This is a genomic window from Pseudarthrobacter defluvii, assembly GCF_030816725.1.
Classification (GTDB): domain Bacteria; phylum Actinomycetota; class Actinomycetes; order Actinomycetales; family Micrococcaceae; genus Arthrobacter; species Arthrobacter defluvii_A.
The window spans coordinates 3643557-3662384 of sequence record NZ_JAUSYG010000001.1 but is presented as its reverse complement, the minus strand read 5'-3'; the positions used below and the strand labels follow the sequence as shown (position 1 = coordinate 3662384).

Here is an 18828-nt window from a genome sequence, read left to right as displayed (position 1 = left end):
CACTCCATTGAAGGGCGGGCGGACGACGGCGGGTGGCTCCCGCCGTCGTCCGCCCGCCTTTTGCGTGGGCCGGCCGCGTCCTTTGCGGAGTTACTTCGGGCAGCTGAGGTCCGGGTTGTAGGAAGCGAACATACCGTCCGGGTTGTCCCGCCAGATCCACGCGTGAAGCGCGAATGAGCCGGGGAACGGCCCGTCCTCGAAATCGAGGCCGGCGAGCTCAGGACGGTCGGCCGCTGTGGAGATGAATTCGGCCGCCACCAGCTCGTACTCCCCGTCCTCGTCGGGCATGTACACCAGGACCTCGGGCTTGCGGGCCTGGGTCTTGTCATCGATCCGTTCCGGCTTGGCGTAGTGGAAGCCCATGGCCCCCACTCCGGGCTTGTCGATGCATTCGGTGATCTTTTGGTAGCCGTCCGCCTCCGCGTTCTCCAGCCAGCGGTAGTCGTCGGTTACGTCGCGCAGGACCCTGACCAGCCGGCGCTGGTCGTCATTGTGCCGCCAGTCGTCGCTGTTGTCGGAGCCCCCGTGCCCGGATCCTCCGTGGGCCAGGGCGGTTCCGGGAGCAACTCCCAGGGCAAGCACGGCAGCGGAGGCTACGGACAGCATCCCCGTCTTGGTGCGGTTCATCGTTGATCTTTACCCCTTTTCGAGACCGGTGTCTTCTGTCCAAGGGCTGCGAGCGGTGGGGATGTTCCCCGTCCTGCAGCGGGATGCCGGCAGAACCCCCGGGAACTGCCGGTGAGGGTGCGGTGGGACGTCTCTTTCGTCCATCAATTCGAGTGGCGGGTCAAGTATGCTCCGACGCCGTAAGCAGCCGGTAGGCTACGGGCCGGTAATGGGTGTCCCCTCAGCCTTGGGTGTCCCGCAGGTTGCTCCGATGGGTGCCACCCGTACCCACCGCGGACCGTGGTGGCGGTTAGGTCGGGGCAGGCCCCGTTGATTCCCGGATGGTCAGGTGGGTGGGCATGACGGCCAGCTGGCGGGAGGCGCTTCCCGACAGCGGGTTGAGCTGGGCCAACAGCATGGACACTGCCACCCTGCCTGCCTGCTCAATGGGGCTGGAGATGGTGGTCAGCGGCGGGTTGCAGAAGTCCGCGCCGAAAATATCGTCCGAGCCGATGATGCTCATGTCAGCCGGGACCCGGATGCCCCGGGCCTGCAGGCGCTGCAGCATGCCGATGGCCAGCAGGTCATTGAAGACGATGCAGGCCGTTGCCCCGGTCCTGACCGCTGCGTCGGCGGCGGCAGCGCCCGACGTGGTCTTGGGGGTGTAGGGGCCAATCCGGTGCACTTCCATGCCACGCTTGGTTGCGTCCTCCTCGAAGACCTTCCACCGCATCTGGTTGGACCAAGAAGTTGGCGGGCCGGCGACGTAACAGACTTTGTGATGCCCCAGCGAGGCCAGGTGTTCCAGGGCCTGGATAATGGCGGACGGGGTATCGATCATGACCGTTGGGGCGCTGGTGGATGCCCGGTTGAACGTCACCAGGGGCTGCGACTGCGACACTTCTGCCAGCTGGGCGTCCGACAGGCGCGAGGCGGCAAGGATGAACCCGTCGGCGGACTTGCGCATCTTGTGCAGTGCGTCCAGTTCCATCTCGCTGGACTCCTCGGTGTCCACCAGGAGTTGGGTGACGCCAGCAGCCTTGAGCTGGTGCTGGGTGCCCCGGATGATGTCGAAGTAGAACGGATTGGTGATGTCCGGCACCAGCACCGCCACCGCATTCGTCCGTCCCGAACTGAGCCCGCGTGCCTGCGAGCTGGGTACGTAGTTGAGCTGCGCAGCGGCCTCTTCGATCCGGACCCTGGTGCGCGGGTTTACCCGTTCCGGCCGGGCAAGGGCCCGTGACACGGTGGAGGTAGCGACGCCTGCAAGTTCAGCGACGTCGCGGATGGTGGGTGGCCGGTCCCGCTGCCCGGCGAGGTCCAGGCCGGGCTGGCGTGACGCATTTGATTTGGGTGCTGCCATCGCTGCGGCCTTTCCTTGCGGACCGGAGTCGCCGGCCGTGCGGGGCGTCCAAGGCTGCGCGCCACTGGATACCTGTTGCCTCTATCTGAGCATTTATGGCAACTTTTGGCAACCGCTTGCCACCGGCTTGCCACCTTCCTAGACTGAATTTCGAGTCGCCTGCAGTGATCTCCGCCACAGGACGGATGTGGCCATGCGGGTGTCCAAGAGGAGAAAAACAATGAGGTTTAAATCGACTACTGGGCTCGCGGCAATTGTCACGGCTGCAGCACTCGCCCTGACCGGTTGTGGGTCCGGAGGCTCCGGAAGCGGCGGAGGTTCCAATGCAGGTGGAAAGGTGGACGGAACGGGCAAGACCCTGAATGTCCTGACCGGCGTCCTGGCCCAGTACCCCGAACAGCAGAAACAGTGGCAGAGCGACATCGCCGCCAAGTTCAAGGCTGAAACCGGCGCCGACGTGAAATTTGAGACCTTCGCCTCGGCCAATGACGAGCTCACCCGGATCCAGACCTCGGTCGTGTCGGGCCAGGGCCCTGACATTTATGGACTCGGCACAACGTTCACGCCTACGGCCTACGCCACCAAAGCATTCGTCACCCTCTCGGATGATGACTGGAAGGCAGTGGGCGGCAAGGACCGCTTCAACCCCGCCGCACTCGGCATTTCCGGTCCGGACAAGGACCACCAGGCGGGCATCCCCTTCGTGAGCCGTCCGTTCGTGATGGCCTACAACAAGGACCTGCTGGCAGCGGCCGGCATCGACAAGCCCGCCACCAGTTGGGACGAACTGGCAGCCCAGGCAAAGAAGATGACCAAGGGTGATACCTACGGCATCGCCACCGGCTACAAGGACAACTACGATCCCTGGAAGTTCATCTGGGCCATGTCCGTGCAGGCCGGTAATCCCCTGGTTGATGGCAACAAGCTGAAGTTGGACGATCCCGCCGTCAAGAAGGCCTACGAAACCTACTTCGGCTGGCTGACCGACGACAAGGTTGTTGACCCTGCTTCCGTCGGTTGGAGCAACAGCAACGCCGTGGCGGCCTTTGCCAGCGGCAAGGCCGGCTACCTGATGATGACCACTGGCACCTCTATCCCGACGCTCGATAAGTCGGCCATAGCCGGCAAATACGAGTACACACTGATGCCCACCATCCCCCCGGGTGAGACGCAGTCCAAGTCCGACGGCGACGCCGCCAGCATCCTCTCCGGTGACAACCTGGTGGTGGCCGACTACTCCAAGCAGAAGGACCTCGCGTTCGCCTACATCAAGCTGATCACGTCCAAGGATGAGCAGTTGAACTACCAAAAGATCTTCGGTGATTTGCCGGCGAACGCCGAGGCCCTCGCCAGCCTGACCGATCCGAAGCTCAAGCCGATGGCTGACGCCGCTGCCAAGTCCAAGGCGACCCCCTTTACCGGTGCCTGGGGCGATATCCAGCTCGCACTCCTGAATGTCACCGTCCAGTCCATTCCGGACCTGGCCGCGGGCAAGGTGGACGACTCCGCCCTGGACCAAAGGATCAAGGACGCCCAGAACAAGGGCCAGGCTTCCCTGGACCGGGCCTCCAAAGGATAAGTCCTGATGTCAACCGACGCCTCACATGAAGTCCGGCTTGCGGCGGATACCGCCGCAAGCCGGGCGCCCCGGAACGCGGACGACGCCGGGCAGCAGCCCGGCCACAAGGGCGGAAAGCGCCGCAAGGGACTGAGCGAACGTAACCGGCCGCTCTGGATGTTGATCCCCGGCGGGGCCCTGATGATCATCATCATCGTGCTCCCGCTCCTGCTGGGCATCTACATGTCGGTCCTCAACCTGGACCAATACACCCTGCGGAAGTGGATCAGTGCACCGCTCATCGGAGCCGAAAACTTCGTTGAAGCTGTGACTGCTTCGCCGCTGCTGCACGCCGTCTGGCTCAGCGTCAGCTACTCACTCCTGGCCATGGTGGTCACGCTGCCGCTGGGCATCGCCGCCGCAGTGGCCACCCAGAACGCCTTCAAGGGGCGGGCAGTGATCCGCTCGATCTTCCTGATCCCGTACGTCCTCCCATCCTTCGTGGTGGCCACCGTCTGGCGGACCATGCTCCAGCCCGGCGGCATCGTGGACGAAGCGTTGGGAACAGTGGGGATCCATGTTGGGCTGTGGCTCAACGGCCCCCAAACCTTCTGGACGCTGGTCCTGGTGCAGATCTGGGCCTCCTGGCCGTTCATCTATCTTCTGGCCCTGTCCGGCCTGCAGTCCGTGGACCACGAAGTGCATGAAGCTTCGGCCCTGGACGGGGCATTGTGGTGGAACAAGCTGCGGTACGTGGTCTTCCCATACCTGAAGGGTCCGCTGGCGCTGGCGTTCCTGATCGGGATGCTGCACCACATCAACAACTTCACCCTTCCGTTCGTGCTGTTCGGCGTCCCGGCCCCGGCCGACGTCGAGGTCCTGCCCATCCTGACGTACGTCACCAGCTTCCAGAGCTTCCGATTCGGCCTGAGCGCCGCCATGGCCTTCATTTCCCTGGTGCTCATCGCCATCCCGCTGTTCGTCTACCTCCGCGCCGTCAAGCTTGACGACGCCGAAACACCAGGAGCCAAGAAATGAGCGCCACGACAGCCACACGGCGGAGTGCGCCAACCTTTGAAGTTGACCGTCCGGGTTCGCACCGGCAGCACGAGGTGCTGCGGCTTCTTCCCACGCCGTTGCTGATCTTCGTCCTCGTCTTCCTGGGCGCCCTGGTCCTGGTCCCCGTGCTGTACATCTTCCTGGCCTCGGTGAACTCGGACATCGGTGTGGCCAACGGCGAGTTCTGGCCCTCGACGGTCACGTTCGAGAACTACTCGAAGATCTGGACCACCGTGGGCCTTGCCACCGGCCTGACCAACAGCGTCCTGGTGGCCGGGGCCACCGCAGTGGTTTCGGCCGCACTGTCCGTATCCACCGCCTTCGTGCTGGTCCGCTACACCTTCCGCGGACGGCTGACCATCCTCCGCGGCCTGCTGGCACTGCAGTCCGTGCCCGGAACCCTGATGGTGCTGCCGGTCTTCGTCCTGTTTTCCTCGGCCGCGACCTACCTGGGGATCCAGGTCATCGGAACCCAGTGGGGCCTGTTCGTCACCTACCTGACGTTCGCCATGCCGTTCTCCACGTGGGTGATGGTCACCTACCTTCGTGGGCTTCCCAAGGAGCTGGAAGAGGCCGCAAGGATCGACGGCGCGTCCAACGTTGGGGTCCTCTTCCGGATCATCCTGCCGCTGAGCTGGCCCGGCATTGTTGTCTCCGGCATCTTCGCGTTCCTGCTCGGCTGGAACGACGTGCTGTTCGCCTCGGTGATGACGCGCCCCGAAAGCCAGACGGCCGCCGTCGCACTTCAAATCTTTGGTGCCTCCCAGGAAGGCGGCGCCATTCCCTACTACGGCCAGATGATGGCGGCGGCGCTGGTGTGTGCCGCTCCTGTGGTCATTCTCTACCTGATTTTCCAGCGTTACCTAGTAGGCGGGCTCACCGCCGGAGGAGTTAAATAACCATGGTTTCGACCATCCAGGTCACGTGGCAGCTGTCGGGCTTCGGCGACGAGATCGACGACGACCCAGCGGTCCAGATCGCCGTGCTGCAGGCCCTCGGCGCCAACCACATCGAGGTCCGCAGCGCGTGGGGCACCAACATCGTGGACCTCAGCGACGAACAGCTCCAGGCCCTCGCGGCCCTGCTGTCGGAGAAAGGCATGAAGGTTTCGGCCATCGCTTCGCCCATCGGGAAGGTGGATGTCAGCCTGCCCGTGGAGCACGAGGTGGAGCGGCTGCGCCGCGCAGTGAACGCCGCTCAGGTGCTGGATGCCAAGTACATCCGCATCTTCTCCTTCTATTACGGGGAGTCGGTGCAGGTGGACAGCATCCGCGACGCCGTCATGGAGCGAATGCTGTCCCTTGCCGCTGTCGCGGAAGAAGCGGGTGTGATCCTCCTGCACGAGAACGAGAAGGACATTTTCGGGGATGTTCCTGACCGCGTCCTGGACATCATCGAAACCGTCAATTCGCCCGCCCTGAAGGTGGCCTGGGACGCGGCCAACTTCGTCCAGGTAGGGGTCAAACCCTTTGACGAGGGCTACGCCAAGCTGCGCCCGCACCTCGAGTACCTGCAGGTCAAGGATGCCCTCTTCGCCAACGGCCACGTAACGCCCGCCGGCGAAGGTGACGGGGACCTGCTGAAAACAGTGGAAGCCCTCAAATCAGACGGCTACCAGGGCTTCGCCTCCCTGGAGCCGCACCTGGCCGGCGCCCACGGGCTGGGCGGTTTCTCCGGCCCCACCGCCTTCGGCATCGCAGCACGCGCCTTCGCAAAAGTCACCGCAGAAGCAGGAGTCCAGACCGCATGAGCACCTTGAACGTAGCCATCACCGGATGCGGCGTTATCGGCCGCACCCACGCCGTAGCCCTGCGGTCATTCCCCGAGGTGCGGATCGTCGCGCTCGTGGATGCCATCCCGGCGGCGGCAGAAGCGCTGGCCGACTTCATCGAAAAGCAGGGCGGGCAGCGGCCGGCCCTCTACACCACGCAGGCGGAGGCCTTCGCGGCTGAGGACATCGACCTCGTGGCACTGGCAACCCCCAGCGGCCTGCACATCCAGCAGAGCCTGGAAGTCCTGGCGGCAGGCAAGCACGTGGTGATCGAAAAGCCCCTTGACGTTGACCTCACCAAGGCCCAGGAAATTGAGGCCGCCGCCAAGGAAGCCGCGGAAAAGGGAATCGTGGCGTCGGTCATCAGCCAGCACCGGTTCGACCAGTCAAGCGTGGCTGTCGCCGACGCCATCGCCAAGGGCCGCTTCGGCCGGCTGACCTCCGCCATCGCATCCGTTGCCTGGTGGCGCAGCCAGGGCTACTACGACTCCGGCGACTGGCGCGGCACCTGGACCATGGACGGCGGCGGCGCACTGATGAACCAGGGCGTCCACACCGTTGACCTGCTGCTGTGGTTCATGGGACGCCCGGTGGAGATCCACGCCCACACGGCCCGGCTGGCCCACGAACGCATCGAGGTGGAGGACACCGCCGTTGCCACCGTCACCTTTGAAAACGGCGGCCTGGCAGTCCTGCACGCCACCACCGCCGCCTACCCCGGGCTGACCGTCCGCGTCCAGCTCATGGGATCTGAAGGATCGGCCGTGGTGGACAACGACCGGCTGCAGTACTTCCACAGCAGGGACGCAGGCGGCGAGTCCGCGGACATGGGGCTGCAGGGCGGGGGCAACCAGTCGGAAGAGGAACTGGCCAAGTACCCGGAGGAGGACTACAAGGCCGCGGACCCCACCACGTACCCGGCAGGCCACGTCCGGCAGTACCGCGACATCCTGGCCGCCATCGCCGGCGGACGGCAGCCCGGCGTTACGGTCAGCGACGCCGTCAACGCGCTCGCGGCGGTCCGCTCCGTCTACGTTTCGGCCACCCTCGGCCAGCCCGTCCTTTTCGACGACGTCCTGGCGGGCAAGTACAACGACCTCGAAGTCCGCACCGGCAACACTGCGGCAGAAAGCGCCTGAAGCCATGAAGTTCTCAGTATTTACGGCCTCCACCCCCGAATGGACTCCGGAAGAGGCAGTTGAGCAGCTCGCGGCCCAGGGCTGGGACGGCGTCGAATGGCGCATCACCGACCAGGCCGACGCCGCCGCACCCGGCTTCTGGGCCGGGAACAAGGCCACGATCCCGCTCACTGGAATGGAAGACCACCTGGACCGGGTTGCGGCCATCACCTCCGGTGCTGGTTTGGAGTTTTCCGGCATCGGTGGCTACGCGCGGTGCGACAACCACGCGGACGTGGACCGGATGCTCGCAGCCACCGCCAGGCTGGGGGCTGGCCAGGTGCGCGTGACAACCCTTCCGCTGGGTACCGCGGCGTGGGGCAACGAACCGGCCAGCGGCACGCCCTACCCCAAGCTCTTCGAGGGAGCGCGCCGCGATTTCGAATGGATCGCCGAGCGGGCAGCCCACCACGGAGTGAAGGCGCTGGTGGAACTGCACCACAGGACCATCACCGCTTCGGCGTCGTCCGCGCTGCGCCTGCTGGACGGGCTGGACCCCCGGCACGTGGGCGTCATCCACGACCTGGGAAACCTGCTGATCGAAGGCCAGGAGGATTACCTGCCCGCGTTCGAGCTCCTGGGCGACTACCTGGCACACGTGCACGTGAAGAATGCCGTCTGGGTCAACAGCGGTGAAGCCGACGAGTCCGGCGCAGCTGTCTACCGCAATGAGTGGGCTCCGCTCCGTTCCGGCCAGGGCAGCGTCCTCGAGTACTTCAAGGCGCTCGCCGCGGTCGGCTATGACGGCTGGGTGACCGTTGAGGACTTCTCCACCGAGCTCCCGCTGGCCGAACGGACAGTGGATAACCTCGACTACCTCCGCTCCACCGCCGCGTTGGCAGGGCTCTCCGTCGCGGCAGGGAGGCGTTGACCCATGGGACAGCCTATAGCTGACCACCCGGACCGGCTGCTGCCAGCCGATCCAGGGGTCCGGGACATCGCACGGTCGCTCTACAAAAAGGTGGAGGGGCTGCCGATCATCTCCCCCCACGGACACGTTGACGCGGCAGTCATCGAACAAAACACTCCCTTCCCTGATCCTGCCGCGCTCCTGGTCACTCCGGACCATTACGTCACCCGGTTGATCCACGCCGGCGGGGTGCCCCTGGACCAGCTGGGTTTGGGTAGCGGGCCGGCCGATTCACGGCAGGTATGGCGCCACTTCTGCGAAGCATGGCCCAACTTCGAGGGAACAGCGTCCGGCTACTGGATTCGGCAGGAGTTCGCCCACGTCTTTGCCATCGATGAGGAACCGTCTGCGGACAACGCCGACCGGCTCTACGACGCCCTGCAGGCCAAACTCTCGGAGCCCGGGTTCCGGCCGCGGGAGCTGTTCAAGGAATTCAACATCGAGGTGCTCGCCACCACCGATGACCCCCTGGACTCACTGGACAGCCACGCCGCCTTGGGCGCGGACCCCTCCTTTGCAGCCCGCGTGCTGCCCACCTTCCGGCCCGACCAGTACCTGAACATGGCGCACCCGTCCTGGCAGGACAACGTGGAGCGCCTCATTGGGGCTGCGGGGGACGGCGCCTCCGGTTACGCGGGATACATCCGGGCGCTCGAGGCACGCCGGCGCCACTTCGTGGAACGCGGCGCTGTGTCCGCGGACCACGGCGTCTTTACGCCCACCACACTGAAACTGGACGACGCCGAGGCGGAGCGGCTTTTCGAGCGCGGCCGGTCCGGTCAGGCGAGCGGTGCGGACAGGGACGCCTTTGAGGCGCACATGATCTACCAGATGGCGCGGATGTCGGTAGAGGACGGGCTGGTCATGACCATCCACCCGGGTTCGTTCCGCAACCACCACACGCCGACGTTTGAGGCCTACGGCGCCGACACCGGGCACGATATCCCCGTGGCGGTCAACTACACGGAAGCCGTGCGACCGCTGCTGCAGGACTTCGGGACGGCCAAGGACTTCCACCTGGTCCTGTTCACCCTGGATGAGACCGTGTTTTCCCGCGAACTGGCACCATTGGCCGGGTTCTACCCCTCGGTCTACCTGGGCGCGCCGTGGTGGTTCCTGGATGCGCCGGACGCCATGCTCCGCTTCCGCTCGGCGGTCACGGAGACGGCAGGATTCTCCAGGTCCTCGGGCTTCATCGACGACACCCGGGCGTTCTGCTCCATTCCCGCCCGGCATGACACCGCACGGCGGATCGAGGCATCCTTCCTGGCACGCCTGGTCGCGGAACACCGGGTCACGGAAGAACGGGCGCACGAACTGATCGTGGACATCATCGACGCATCGCCACGGCGGGTGTTCAAGCTGTGAATGCCGCGCCGCCTGCACTCGACCGCAGCCTGAAGCCGCTGCCCAAGGCCCCGGTGCGCATCGTGCACCTGGGCCTGGGGGCGTTCCACCGATCCCACCAGGCCTGGTACACGCAGCATGCCCCGGACACGGCGGAGTGGGGGATCGCGGCGTTTACCGGCCGCCGTCCGGACGCCGCGGAGGCCCTGTCCGCGCAGGATTGCCTCTATACCCTGGTGGAACGGTCGGGCCGCGGTGACAGCTTCGAAGTCATCGGGAGCATAGTCGAGGCGGTGGACGGGGCCAACATCGCCCGGCTTTGCGAGCTTGTCGCGGCGAAGGAGACGGCGGTGGTCACGCTGACCATCACCGAGGCTGCCTACGGGCTGGCGGCGGACGGAACGTTCGACGCCGGCGCTCCGGCTGTTGCGGATGACCTCCGCGCGCTGTCGGCAGCGGCAGCCGGGGAGGCAGGAGTGCCCGGCTCCCCGTTGGGGCGCTTGGTGCTGGCCCTCGCACGCCGGATGAACAGCGGCGCTGGTCCGGTCGCCGTCGTCAGCTGTGACAATCTTTCCGCCAACGGTGAGGTGGCCCGGCGCGCCGTCGTGGGCCTGGCGTCCGGCTGGGGTTCCGGGCTGGCTGAGTGGATCGAGATGAACGTCAGCTTCGTCAGCACCTCGGTGGACCGCATCACGCCACGGACAACAGAAGAGGACATCGCGGAAGTGGCGGAGCAGTGCGGCTACCGGGACAGCTCGCCGGTGGTGGCCGAACCCTTCCGCAACTGGGTGCTCAGCGGGGACTTCCCCGCGGGCCGGCCGCGCTGGGAGGAGGCCGGCGCCGTCGTGGTTGACGACATCGAGCCCTACGAGAACCGCAAGCTATGGCTCCTCAACGGTTCGCACTCCATCCTGGCGTACGCCGGGCAACTCCGCGGGCACAGCACCGTGGCCGAGGCTTTGGCCGACTCCGCCTGCAGAAAAGCCGTGGAGGACTTCTGGGACGAGGCCGCGCACCATCTGCAGGCTGCCGGCCTGGACATCCCCGCGTACCGCCAGGCGCTGCTGGAGCGATTCGGCAATGCGCGGATCGCCCACCGCCTTGCCCAAATTGCAGCCGATGCCACCACCAAGCTGAGGATGCGCGCCGTGCCGGTCCTGGCGGCGGAACGGGCAAGCGGCCGCGCCGGCAGCGGGGCCGCGCTGATGCTTGCCGCCTGGATCGACTACGTGGCTGTAACTGATGACTTCCAGGATCCGCTGGCCGCGGACATCCGCAAGGCCAATGCGCTGGAGGGCGGGCAAAGAGTCCAGGCCCTGCTCCGCCTCGTCAGCGCGGACGTCGCGGACGACCCCCACATCGTTTCCCTGGTGTCCGGGCTGTGCGGCACCTTCACCCCCCAAGCCGCCGCTCCCACACCCCTTTAGACCCTGCTTTTACCTCCGGAAGGAACAGCTGAATTCCATGAAAATCGTTGCCGCTGACGTCTTTGTCACTAGTCCGTCCCGGAACTTTGTGACGCTCCGGATTACTACGGAGGATGGTGTGACGGGGATTGGTGATGCGACGTTGAACGGTCGTGAGTTGGCGGTTGCCGCGTATCTGAAGGAGCACGTGGCGCAGCTGCTGATCGGCAAGGATCCGCACCGGATTGAGGATACGTGGCAGTTCCTGTACCGGTCCTCGTATTGGCGGCGCGGCCCGGTGACCATGGCGGCGATCGCTGCGGTGGATATGGCCCTGTGGGATATCAAGGGCAAGCTGGCGGGGATGCCGGTGTACCAGTTGCTGGGGGGTGCGTCGCGGAGCGGGTTGCGCGCGTACGGGCACGCCTCCGGTGCGGACATTCCCTCGCTGTTCGATTCCGTGCGGGAGCACCTGGAACTTGGGTACAAGTCCATCCGCATCCAGACCGCCGTCCCCGGCATCAAGGCCGTCTATGGTGTTGCCGCGCAGGCGCAGGCGTCGGGGGAGCGGTATGACTATGAGCCGGCCGGCCGCGGTGCGTTCCCGGTGGAGGAGGACTGGGATACCCGGGCGTATCTGCGGCACTTGCCGGGGGTGTTTGAGGCGGTGCGGAATGAGTTCGGGCCGGAGATCCCGTTGCTGCATGACGGGCATCACCGGATGACGCCGATCCAGGCCGCGAAGCTGGGGAAGGCGTTGGAGCCGTATGACCTGTTTTGGTTGGAGGACTGCACGCCGGCGGAGAACCAGGAGGGGTTGCGGCTGGTGCGGCAGCACACCACGACGCCGCTGGCGATCGGTGAGGTGTTCAATACGGTGTGGGATTACCAGACGCTGATTAAGGAACAGCTGATCGATTACGTGCGGGCCGCGTCCACCCACTTTGGCGGGATTTCCCCGTTGAAGAAGGTGATGGATTTCGCCGCGCAGTACCAGATCAAGTCCGGTTTCCACGGTCCGACGGATATTTCCCCGGTGGGGTTCGCGGCGCAGCTGCACGTGGGCCTGGCGATCCACAACTACGGGATCCAGGAGTACATGCAGCACTCGGACAAGACCAACGAGGTCTTCGAGCAGTCCATGACCTTCGTGGACGGGTACCTGCACCCGGGCGACAAGCCCGGCATCGGCGTCGAATTCAACGAAGAAGCCGCAGCAGCCTACCCGTACCAGCAGGCCTACCTGCCCTACAACCGCCTCGTCGACGGCACGGTGCACGACTGGTGAGCACGGCCAAGACTGGTGAGGCACCAACAATGACAAAGCACCGCATCATCGTCATGGGTGTTTCCGGCTGCGGCAAGACGACAGTGGGAGGCCTCGTGGCCCGCGAACTGGGCGTGCCCTTCCTGGACGGCGACTCGCTCCACCCGGTGGAGAACGTGGCCAAGATGGCGGCCGGCACACCCCTGACAGACGAGGACCGCTGGCCCTGGCTGGCGATCGTAGGCCGGGAGCTGGCTGCCGCCGGGGACGGTGGGCTGGTCCTGGCGTGTTCGGCGCTTCGCCGCAGCTACCGCGACGCCATCCGGGAACAGGCACCGGACACCATCTTCCTGCACCTCAACGGCAGCAAGGAGGTGCTGGCGCAGCGGGTGGGCGGCAGGGCGGGGCACTTCATGCCGCCAGCGCTGCTGGATTCCCAACTCGCCACCCTCGAACCGCTGCAGTCGGACGAACGCGGTGTGGTGGTGGACATCGCCGCGCCCGTCCCGGAAGTGGTGGCCGGGGCACTCAAGGGGATTGCCGCCGTCGTACTTCCCGCCAAGCGGACGCAGGGCACCGGGCCCCGCCAGTTCGACGTCGACCTTTCCGCAGCGCCGTTCAACCTCGACGGCGAGGCGGCCGCGTGGGTGGAGGGCACACTCGCTGCCATGACACTCGAGGAGAAGATCGGGCAGCTTTTCATCAACCACAACAACGACTACTCGCCCGGGTGCCTCGACGAAGTGCTGGAGAACTACCACGTGGGCGGCATGCGGTACCGTCCGGGGCCGTCCGCCGCGGTACAGGAGCACATCCGGTACGCGCAGTCCAAGTCCCGGATCCCCTTGCTGGTTGCGTCCAACCCGGAGATGGGCGGGGCCGGCAGTTGCGACGACGGGACGTTCGTCTGCACACACCTGCAGGCCGGCTCGCACCCGGACAAGACCATTGCCCGGCAGATGGGGCAGGTGGCCGGGGTGGAGACGGCGGCGCTGGGCTGCAACTGGGCCTTCGCTCCGATCGTGGACATCCACTACAACTGGCGGAACACGGTCATTTCCACGCGCTCCTTTGGCAACACCCCTGAAATCGTGGTGGAACGCGCCAAGGAATACTTTGACGGGATCAGCGAATCACCCACCGCTTGCGCGATGAAGCACTTCCCGGGCGACGGGGTGGACGAGCGGGACCAGCACGTGGTCACCTCCTACAACACCTTCAGCTATGAGCAGTGGGACCGGACGTACGGGCACGTGTACCGGGAAATGATCGCGCACGGCGTGCAGTCCATTATGGTGGGGCACATCGGGGCGCCGGAAGTTTCCCGGCATTTCCGCCCCGGCTTGTCCGACGCTGAAATCCTGCCCGCCACTTTGTCCCCCGAGCTGCTGCAGGACCTTTTGCGGGGTGAGCTGGGATTCAACGGCCTGGTGCTCACGGACGCCTCGCAGATGATCGGCCTGACCCAGGCGATGAAGCGCAAGGAACTGGTGCCTGCAACGATTGCTGCCGGCTGCGACATGTTCCTGTTCTTCCGCAACCCGGCCGAAGACTTCCAATACATGCTGGACGGCTACAAGTCCGGCGTCATCACCGATCAGCGGCTGCATGATGCACTGCGGCGGATCCTTGGACTGAAGGCGTCGCTCGGGCTGCACCGGAAGTCCCTGGACGAGCTGGTTCCGCCGGCCGAAGCGCTTGCCGTCATTGGATCTGCTGCGCACCGTTCGGTGGCTGCGGAGATCGCGGAAAAGACCGTGACGCTGGTCAAGGACACGGCTGGAAACCTGCCCATCACTCCAGCGACGCATCCCCGGATCCGCTTGTACGGCATTTCCGGCGGGGCAGACTTCACCCGCGCCGACCCGCTGGCCTACCTGGAAGTGGTGAAGGAGGAACTCGAGGAAGCCGGTTTCGAAGTGCACCTCTTCCGCACCGCTGAGCAGCGCGAGGCGGCAGGGGAGGCCGGGATGAACTTCATGCGCGTGTTGTCGGAGGAAGCCACGGGGGACTACGCGGACAAGTATGATGCTGCGTTTGTCTTCGCCAACGTGAAAGGCTTCGCGCAGGAAGCGGCCATCCGGATCAAGTGGTCCTCCCCGATGGCCGCGGAGATTCCCTGGTATGCCACGGAAGTGCCCACGGTGTTCGTATCCCTGAACCAGCCAAACCACCTGATCGACGTGCCCATGGTCAGGACCGCCATCCACGCGCATGCGGGGACGCGGGAGGCTATCCGGGCTGCGGTGGAAAAGATCCAAGGGAAATCAGAGTTCCAGGGCACGTTCAACGAGAACGTATTTTGCGGGTCATTCGACACGCGGCTGTAGAACCAGTGCCTAAGCAAGGAGGCGCCACCGCTGCTGCGGTGGCGCCTCCTTCGTTTTATGACATCAGGACGTCAGGTTCCTGGGAATCCTAGGCGTCTTCACGATCCGGGTTCTCCAACCGGAAGAAGTTGGACTGGTTGCCGTCCGTCCGCTCTTCCTGGTAGATGAAGTTCAGCCGCCGGTCGTCAAACGTCTTGAACCATTCCTCCCAACTGACTTCGCGAAGGTTGGCGTCACGGTCGCGGAAATCGATGCGCAGGACACCAAGGTGGTCCCCGTGTTCAGTGCCCTCGACCGTGGCAGGGATGCCGCCGCGTTCTTCGGCCCACTGCCTGATGACTTCATGGTGCGTGGTTGCCAGGCTGCGGCCCTCGCGTTCGGGCTCCTCCTCGGGGGAAGTGATTTCCTGCGAATACTTCAGGGACTTGGACGAGTCATCGCCGTAGCGGATCTTGCCGCCGTCGGGGCCGGCACCGAGATCTTCCGCATCTCCTCCGGCAGCCTTATCCCCGTTGCCTCCGCCGCCTTCCTGCCGGGCCTTGGCTACCTCCGTCACCAGCTCTTCCTTACGCATGCCCGAAGCGCCGGCGATATGTTCTTCCCGCGCTTCCTTGCGGAGTTCATCCACCTTCATCTTGCGCAGTTCCGTCTCGCTCACATCAGGGGTGTTGGGGGTCTGGTTGCCGGGCTTTTCACTCACGTCAGGTCCTCCTTTTGCAGAACGCTTTGCAGAATCGACAAATAAATAATAAGGCTGCTTACTTTCTAACCCGTGCCGGATGTCGCGTCAAGCACCGGAGCCGGGCTTCCCCATCCGCCCCGGTTACCTCGTCATGGACCGTGCCCTGCTGCTGGGCATTGAGAAGCGCGCTGAGCGGGACGCACCCGGCCAGGTGCCGGCGTCGGAAGTCGCAGCGACCGGGGTGGAGCTCACCGCTCCGTGTGCTGTGCCTCCGTCTGCTGTGCTTCACTCGGGACGCCGGGTCGGCTGCCCTGTTCCGACAACCATTTGATGGCTTCGGACTCGTTGGTGAAATATGCGGTGGGGGTCAGGGACCGCTGGGAGAACGCAGCCACGACCTTGCCCATTGCCCCGTCCCCGATCAGGGCCACGGCGGAGAACCCGCGGTACGCGTTCATTCCGGCCCTGGCTTCCGGGGTCAACCCGGCAACTCCGGCGAAATTAACGAGGAGGGGCAGACTGCGACCGCCGCTCAAACCCTCCAGGACACGGGCAGCACGCACGGCGAGCTGGTACGTGATGTGCACTTCCGGTAGCCACTGCAACCGGAGCATCCCCCTGTCGGAAGAGGCAGTAAAGAATTCGTTCATTGCTGTCCTGGTTTTCGTCAGAGGGCTCATATTCCAGACACTTGACTAATTGAAACCCCATTCTGCCGGATGGGTACGACACAAAGTCCAGTGGATGGGTCTTTGGTTTGTACGCGCGGCTGATTCTCCTCTGTAGGGTGGGTCAGTGGACTTCGCTCGTGAACTTGCTGGGGGCATTGTGCTGCGTCCCGTCCTCCGGTCGGACGCAGGCCCATTGGCCAGGGCGTTTCAGGCGAACCGGTCCCACCTTGCCCCTTGGGAGCCGGTCAGGAACGAGGAGTTCTATACCGTCGAGGGACAGCGCCAGGTAATTGAAAGACGGCGGGCCGAACTTGAAGCAGGGACCTCGCTTCCGTTGGTGCTGGCAGGACGGGAAGATATCGTCGGCCTGCTCACCCTCAATTCGATCGTTCGCGGCGCCTTCCAAAACGCCCACGTCCGCTACTGGATCTCCCGCGAGGTCCAGGGAGCAGGAGTGATGACGGCAGCGGTGGCTGCCGCGGTCGATCTGGCGGGGAACGGACTCTGCCTCCACCGACTTGAAGCGGCCACCCTGCTGCACAATAAGGCGTCCCAAAGAGTCCTGGAAAAGAACGGTTTCGAAGCGTACGGTACGGCCGCGGCGTACCTTCGCATTGCCGGTCGGTGGCAGGACCACCGCATGCACCAACGGATCCTTTAGCCGGTTGTTTCGGTCATGTCTTTTCCCCTGAGTGGCGGCCTTTGCCGAGAAGGACGACGGCGGCAATCACCCAAAATGCCGCCGCCCCAGCTGAGGGACGGCACGAAGACGATTCATGAGGCGTTCCCGGAGGCCGCCATAAAGGAGTTGATGGACGCGTCCGCAGCGGGGGTGCGTGCATCAGCATCGCCAGGGGCAGGCTCCCGGTCCGGTCGTAAACCCAAACCATCAGCACCGGTAAGCGGGCAGCCACGCAAACAGGAATACGGCCACAATGAGCGCGGCGGGCATGGCTCCTGAAGGATCAGTGCTGTCGGCGAACATGGGGTAGTGCCAGGCACCCCAGAGCAAGGCCATGGTCGATCCAGTGGAAACAACGCCGTGCCGTCGGCGCAGGCGAGGCAGTGCGAAGCCGGTCCAGCCCAGCTCTTCCAGCATTCCGACCATGAGACCCACGGCTATCCCGGCTAAAAGAAGGATCAGCACCTCGTCCGCTGTCGGCACGCCACCGGAGTATGGCGGGAAGATGGCGGCGACTGCCGCGGCTGTCGCGGCCATGACAGGTGGAACCACCCGCCATCGGCAGAGGCTGGCTCCCAGCCCGCGAAGTCCCGCCTTCCCATCGGGAAAGCGGGTGAGGACGAGCCAGAACCTGGCCATCTTCACCGCACAGATCCTGATTTTACCGGAGGGCCTACCGAAGAGCAGGTCAAGGAACAGTTCGTCACCTTGGTCAAAGGCATCGATTTCTGAGCCAGCCCGTGGGAGTTGGGGAGGGTGTCACGGCACCAGCTGAAGCCTGGTGTTTCCTGACACGACTCGTGGGTGACGCGGCGGTCGCTGGCAACCCGGTCCTTTTGACCCTGGGGCCCGGCTTGGCGCAACACTACGCTGATGCCATGAGCGACGTACTGACGCTGAGTCCTCCGGTTCAACGCAACGTGGGCGCCAACCGGGCGCTGCACCCAGACCGTCTCTGGATCCGTCTAGTACGCGGCGGCGCCGGACTTGCCATGCTCGCGGCCCTCGGCCAGGAGCTATACGACGCGACCCAGCCCGGCAACTCCGTCGACATCCCCCAGCTCATCTCCCAGTTCACGTTCCAGTCAAACCTCGTCCTCGGGCTCGTGTTCCTTGTGTCCGCCGCGCGGCCACGCGCGCGGCTACCACACTGGTGGGATCACCTCTTCGGCGCCCTCGCGTTCTACCTGGCGATGACGGGCATCATCTATGTGGTGCTCGTGGCCCCGCCTGACGAACCGTGGTGGACGCTGGACATGTACTGGCCCTGGATGGTCACCCACCGCATCGCACCGCTGGTCGCGGGGCTCGACTGGCTCCTCGTCACGCGCACCGTCCGAGGCCCGTGGCGGCGGCCCCTCGTCTGGCTTTGTTACCCGGCGGTGTTCCTGATCTTCTCCTGGGTGCGCGGTGCCCTCGACGGCTGGTACCCCTACGACTTCCTCAACCCGGGGCTCGACGGCGGCTGGCCGGCAGTCATCGCCACCAGCGCCCTGGTACTCGCCGCGTTTCTCGTGGTCGGCATACTCGTGCACCTCGCCGGCAATACCCGGGTGCGTCTCGCCCGCGGCCCCGGAAAGGAAACCGCTGCCCAGCCGGCAGTCACAGCCGGCTAGAGGCGGAACCGGGCGGACCGATGCCCCTTAGGCCCGGGAGCGATGCGCCGGTCACGGCCGTGTCCCCCATGGTCGCGCGCGGTCAGAACAGGGCCATCTCCACACCAACACACCCCAGAGAGATACAAGCAGGAGGGGAAGCCTCCGACCTGGCCTGGTTCCCCCCGGATGACCTTCCGTCGCCGATCGTGCCCCACGAACACCAGGTGCTTTCATCGCTGCGTTCGGGCTTACCCGCGATCGTTTCTTTCGGGTTCTGCTGACCTGACCGTGGCTGCGTCATCGTCGACTACACCAGTTCGGCGATCACTGACGATTATTGATCCATGGGATCCCTTTAGGATCATGAGTCCTCCGCTGTCCATCGCCCGCGAACTCGGGC

Annotated in this window: 17 protein-coding genes; 12 read left to right on the top strand and 5 right to left on the bottom strand. The window is 65.0% G+C overall.

Annotated elements, in window-relative coordinates; genetic code table 11:
- Positions 1-90: 90 nt before the first annotated feature.
- Positions 91-627, bottom strand: a complete 537-nt coding sequence (locus QF031_RS16990) for a hypothetical protein (RefSeq protein ID WP_307430815.1) — start codon at positions 625-627, stop codon at positions 91-93.
- 289 nt (positions 628-916) lie between these two features.
- Positions 917-1969 carry a LacI family DNA-binding transcriptional regulator gene (locus QF031_RS16985; RefSeq protein ID WP_307430812.1) on the bottom strand — a complete coding sequence of 351 codons (1053 nt, stop codon included), beginning with the start codon at positions 1967-1969 and terminating at the stop codon, positions 917-919.
- Positions 1970-2189: 220 nt separating this feature from the next.
- Between QF031_RS16985 and QF031_RS16980 the strand changes: the two genes are divergently transcribed.
- From QF031_RS16980 to QF031_RS16935, 10 genes are read left to right on the top strand one after another with little or no spacing between them, the layout of a single operon-like run.
- Entirely contained in the window at positions 2190-3548 is a 1359-nt protein-coding gene (locus QF031_RS16980; RefSeq protein ID WP_307430810.1) for an ABC transporter substrate-binding protein, read from the top strand.
- A 6-nt stretch (positions 3549-3554) separates the two neighbouring features.
- A complete protein-coding gene (locus QF031_RS16975) occupies positions 3555-4565 on the top strand; it encodes a carbohydrate ABC transporter permease (protein ID WP_307430807.1) in 1011 nt (336 codons plus the stop codon).
- Positions 4562-5485 (top strand): carbohydrate ABC transporter permease, encoded by a 924-nt coding sequence (locus QF031_RS16970; protein WP_307430804.1) that lies wholly within the window; start codon positions 4562-4564, stop codon positions 5483-5485. Before QF031_RS16975 ends, QF031_RS16970 begins: the two co-directional genes overlap by 4 nt.
- 2 nt (positions 5486-5487) lie before the next feature.
- A complete protein-coding gene (locus QF031_RS16965; RefSeq protein WP_307430801.1) occupies positions 5488-6336 on the top strand; it encodes a sugar phosphate isomerase/epimerase family protein in 849 nt (282 codons plus the stop codon).
- Positions 6333-7496, top strand: a complete 1164-nt coding sequence (locus tag QF031_RS16960; protein WP_307430798.1) for a Gfo/Idh/MocA family protein — start codon at positions 6333-6335, stop codon at positions 7494-7496. The genes QF031_RS16965 and QF031_RS16960 overlap by 4 nt, the downstream gene beginning before the upstream one ends.
- Before the next feature lie 4 nt (positions 7497-7500).
- A complete protein-coding gene (locus QF031_RS16955) occupies positions 7501-8406 on the top strand; it encodes a sugar phosphate isomerase/epimerase family protein (protein WP_307430794.1) in 906 nt (301 codons plus the stop codon).
- Between the two features lie 3 nt (positions 8407-8409).
- Positions 8410-9813, top strand: a complete 1404-nt coding sequence (gene uxaC, locus QF031_RS16950; protein ID WP_307430790.1) for a glucuronate isomerase — start codon at positions 8410-8412, stop codon at positions 9811-9813.
- Positions 9810-11219 (top strand): mannitol dehydrogenase family protein, encoded by a 1410-nt coding sequence (locus QF031_RS16945; protein ID WP_307430787.1) that lies wholly within the window; start codon positions 9810-9812, stop codon positions 11217-11219. The genes uxaC and QF031_RS16945 overlap by 4 nt, the downstream gene beginning before the upstream one ends.
- Positions 11220-11256: 37 nt before the next feature.
- Positions 11257-12486, top strand: coding sequence for a D-mannonate dehydratase ManD (manD, locus tag QF031_RS16940; protein ID WP_307430784.1), 1230 nt, complete (start codon positions 11257-11259; stop codon positions 12484-12486).
- Between the two features lie 29 nt (positions 12487-12515).
- Entirely contained in the window at positions 12516-14795 is a 2280-nt protein-coding gene (locus tag QF031_RS16935) for a gluconokinase, GntK/IdnK-type (RefSeq protein WP_307430781.1), read from the top strand.
- A gap of 88 nt (positions 14796-14883) precedes the next feature.
- On the opposite strand, the gene QF031_RS16930 is transcribed toward QF031_RS16935, so the two are convergent.
- Complete coding sequence (locus QF031_RS16930) at positions 14884-15495, bottom strand: Rho termination factor N-terminal domain-containing protein (RefSeq protein WP_307430778.1); 612 nt, start codon at positions 15493-15495, stop codon at positions 14884-14886.
- A gap of 230 nt (positions 15496-15725) precedes the next feature.
- Positions 15726-16127, bottom strand: coding sequence for a DUF7793 family protein (locus tag QF031_RS16925; protein WP_307430775.1), 402 nt, complete (start codon positions 16125-16127; stop codon positions 15726-15728).
- Between the two features lie 145 nt (positions 16128-16272).
- Between QF031_RS16925 and QF031_RS16920 the strand changes: the two genes are divergently transcribed.
- Positions 16273-16809 carry a GNAT family N-acetyltransferase gene (locus tag QF031_RS16920; RefSeq protein WP_307430772.1) on the top strand — a complete coding sequence of 179 codons (537 nt, stop codon included), beginning with the start codon at positions 16273-16275 and terminating at the stop codon, positions 16807-16809.
- A gap of 228 nt (positions 16810-17037) precedes the next feature.
- On the opposite strand, the gene QF031_RS16915 is transcribed toward QF031_RS16920, so the two are convergent.
- The gene (locus tag QF031_RS16915) at positions 17038-17469 is read right to left on the bottom strand and encodes a CPBP family intramembrane glutamic endopeptidase (RefSeq protein WP_307433432.1); all 432 of its coding nucleotides are present in this window, start codon (positions 17467-17469) and stop codon (positions 17038-17040) included.
- Positions 17470-17684: 215 nt separating this feature from the next.
- On the opposite strand from QF031_RS16915, the gene QF031_RS16910 reads away from it, so the two are divergent.
- The gene (locus QF031_RS16910; RefSeq protein WP_307430769.1) at positions 17685-18446 is read left to right on the top strand and encodes a Pr6Pr family membrane protein; all 762 of its coding nucleotides are present in this window, start codon (positions 17685-17687) and stop codon (positions 18444-18446) included.
- Positions 18447-18828: the final 382 nt, after the last annotated feature.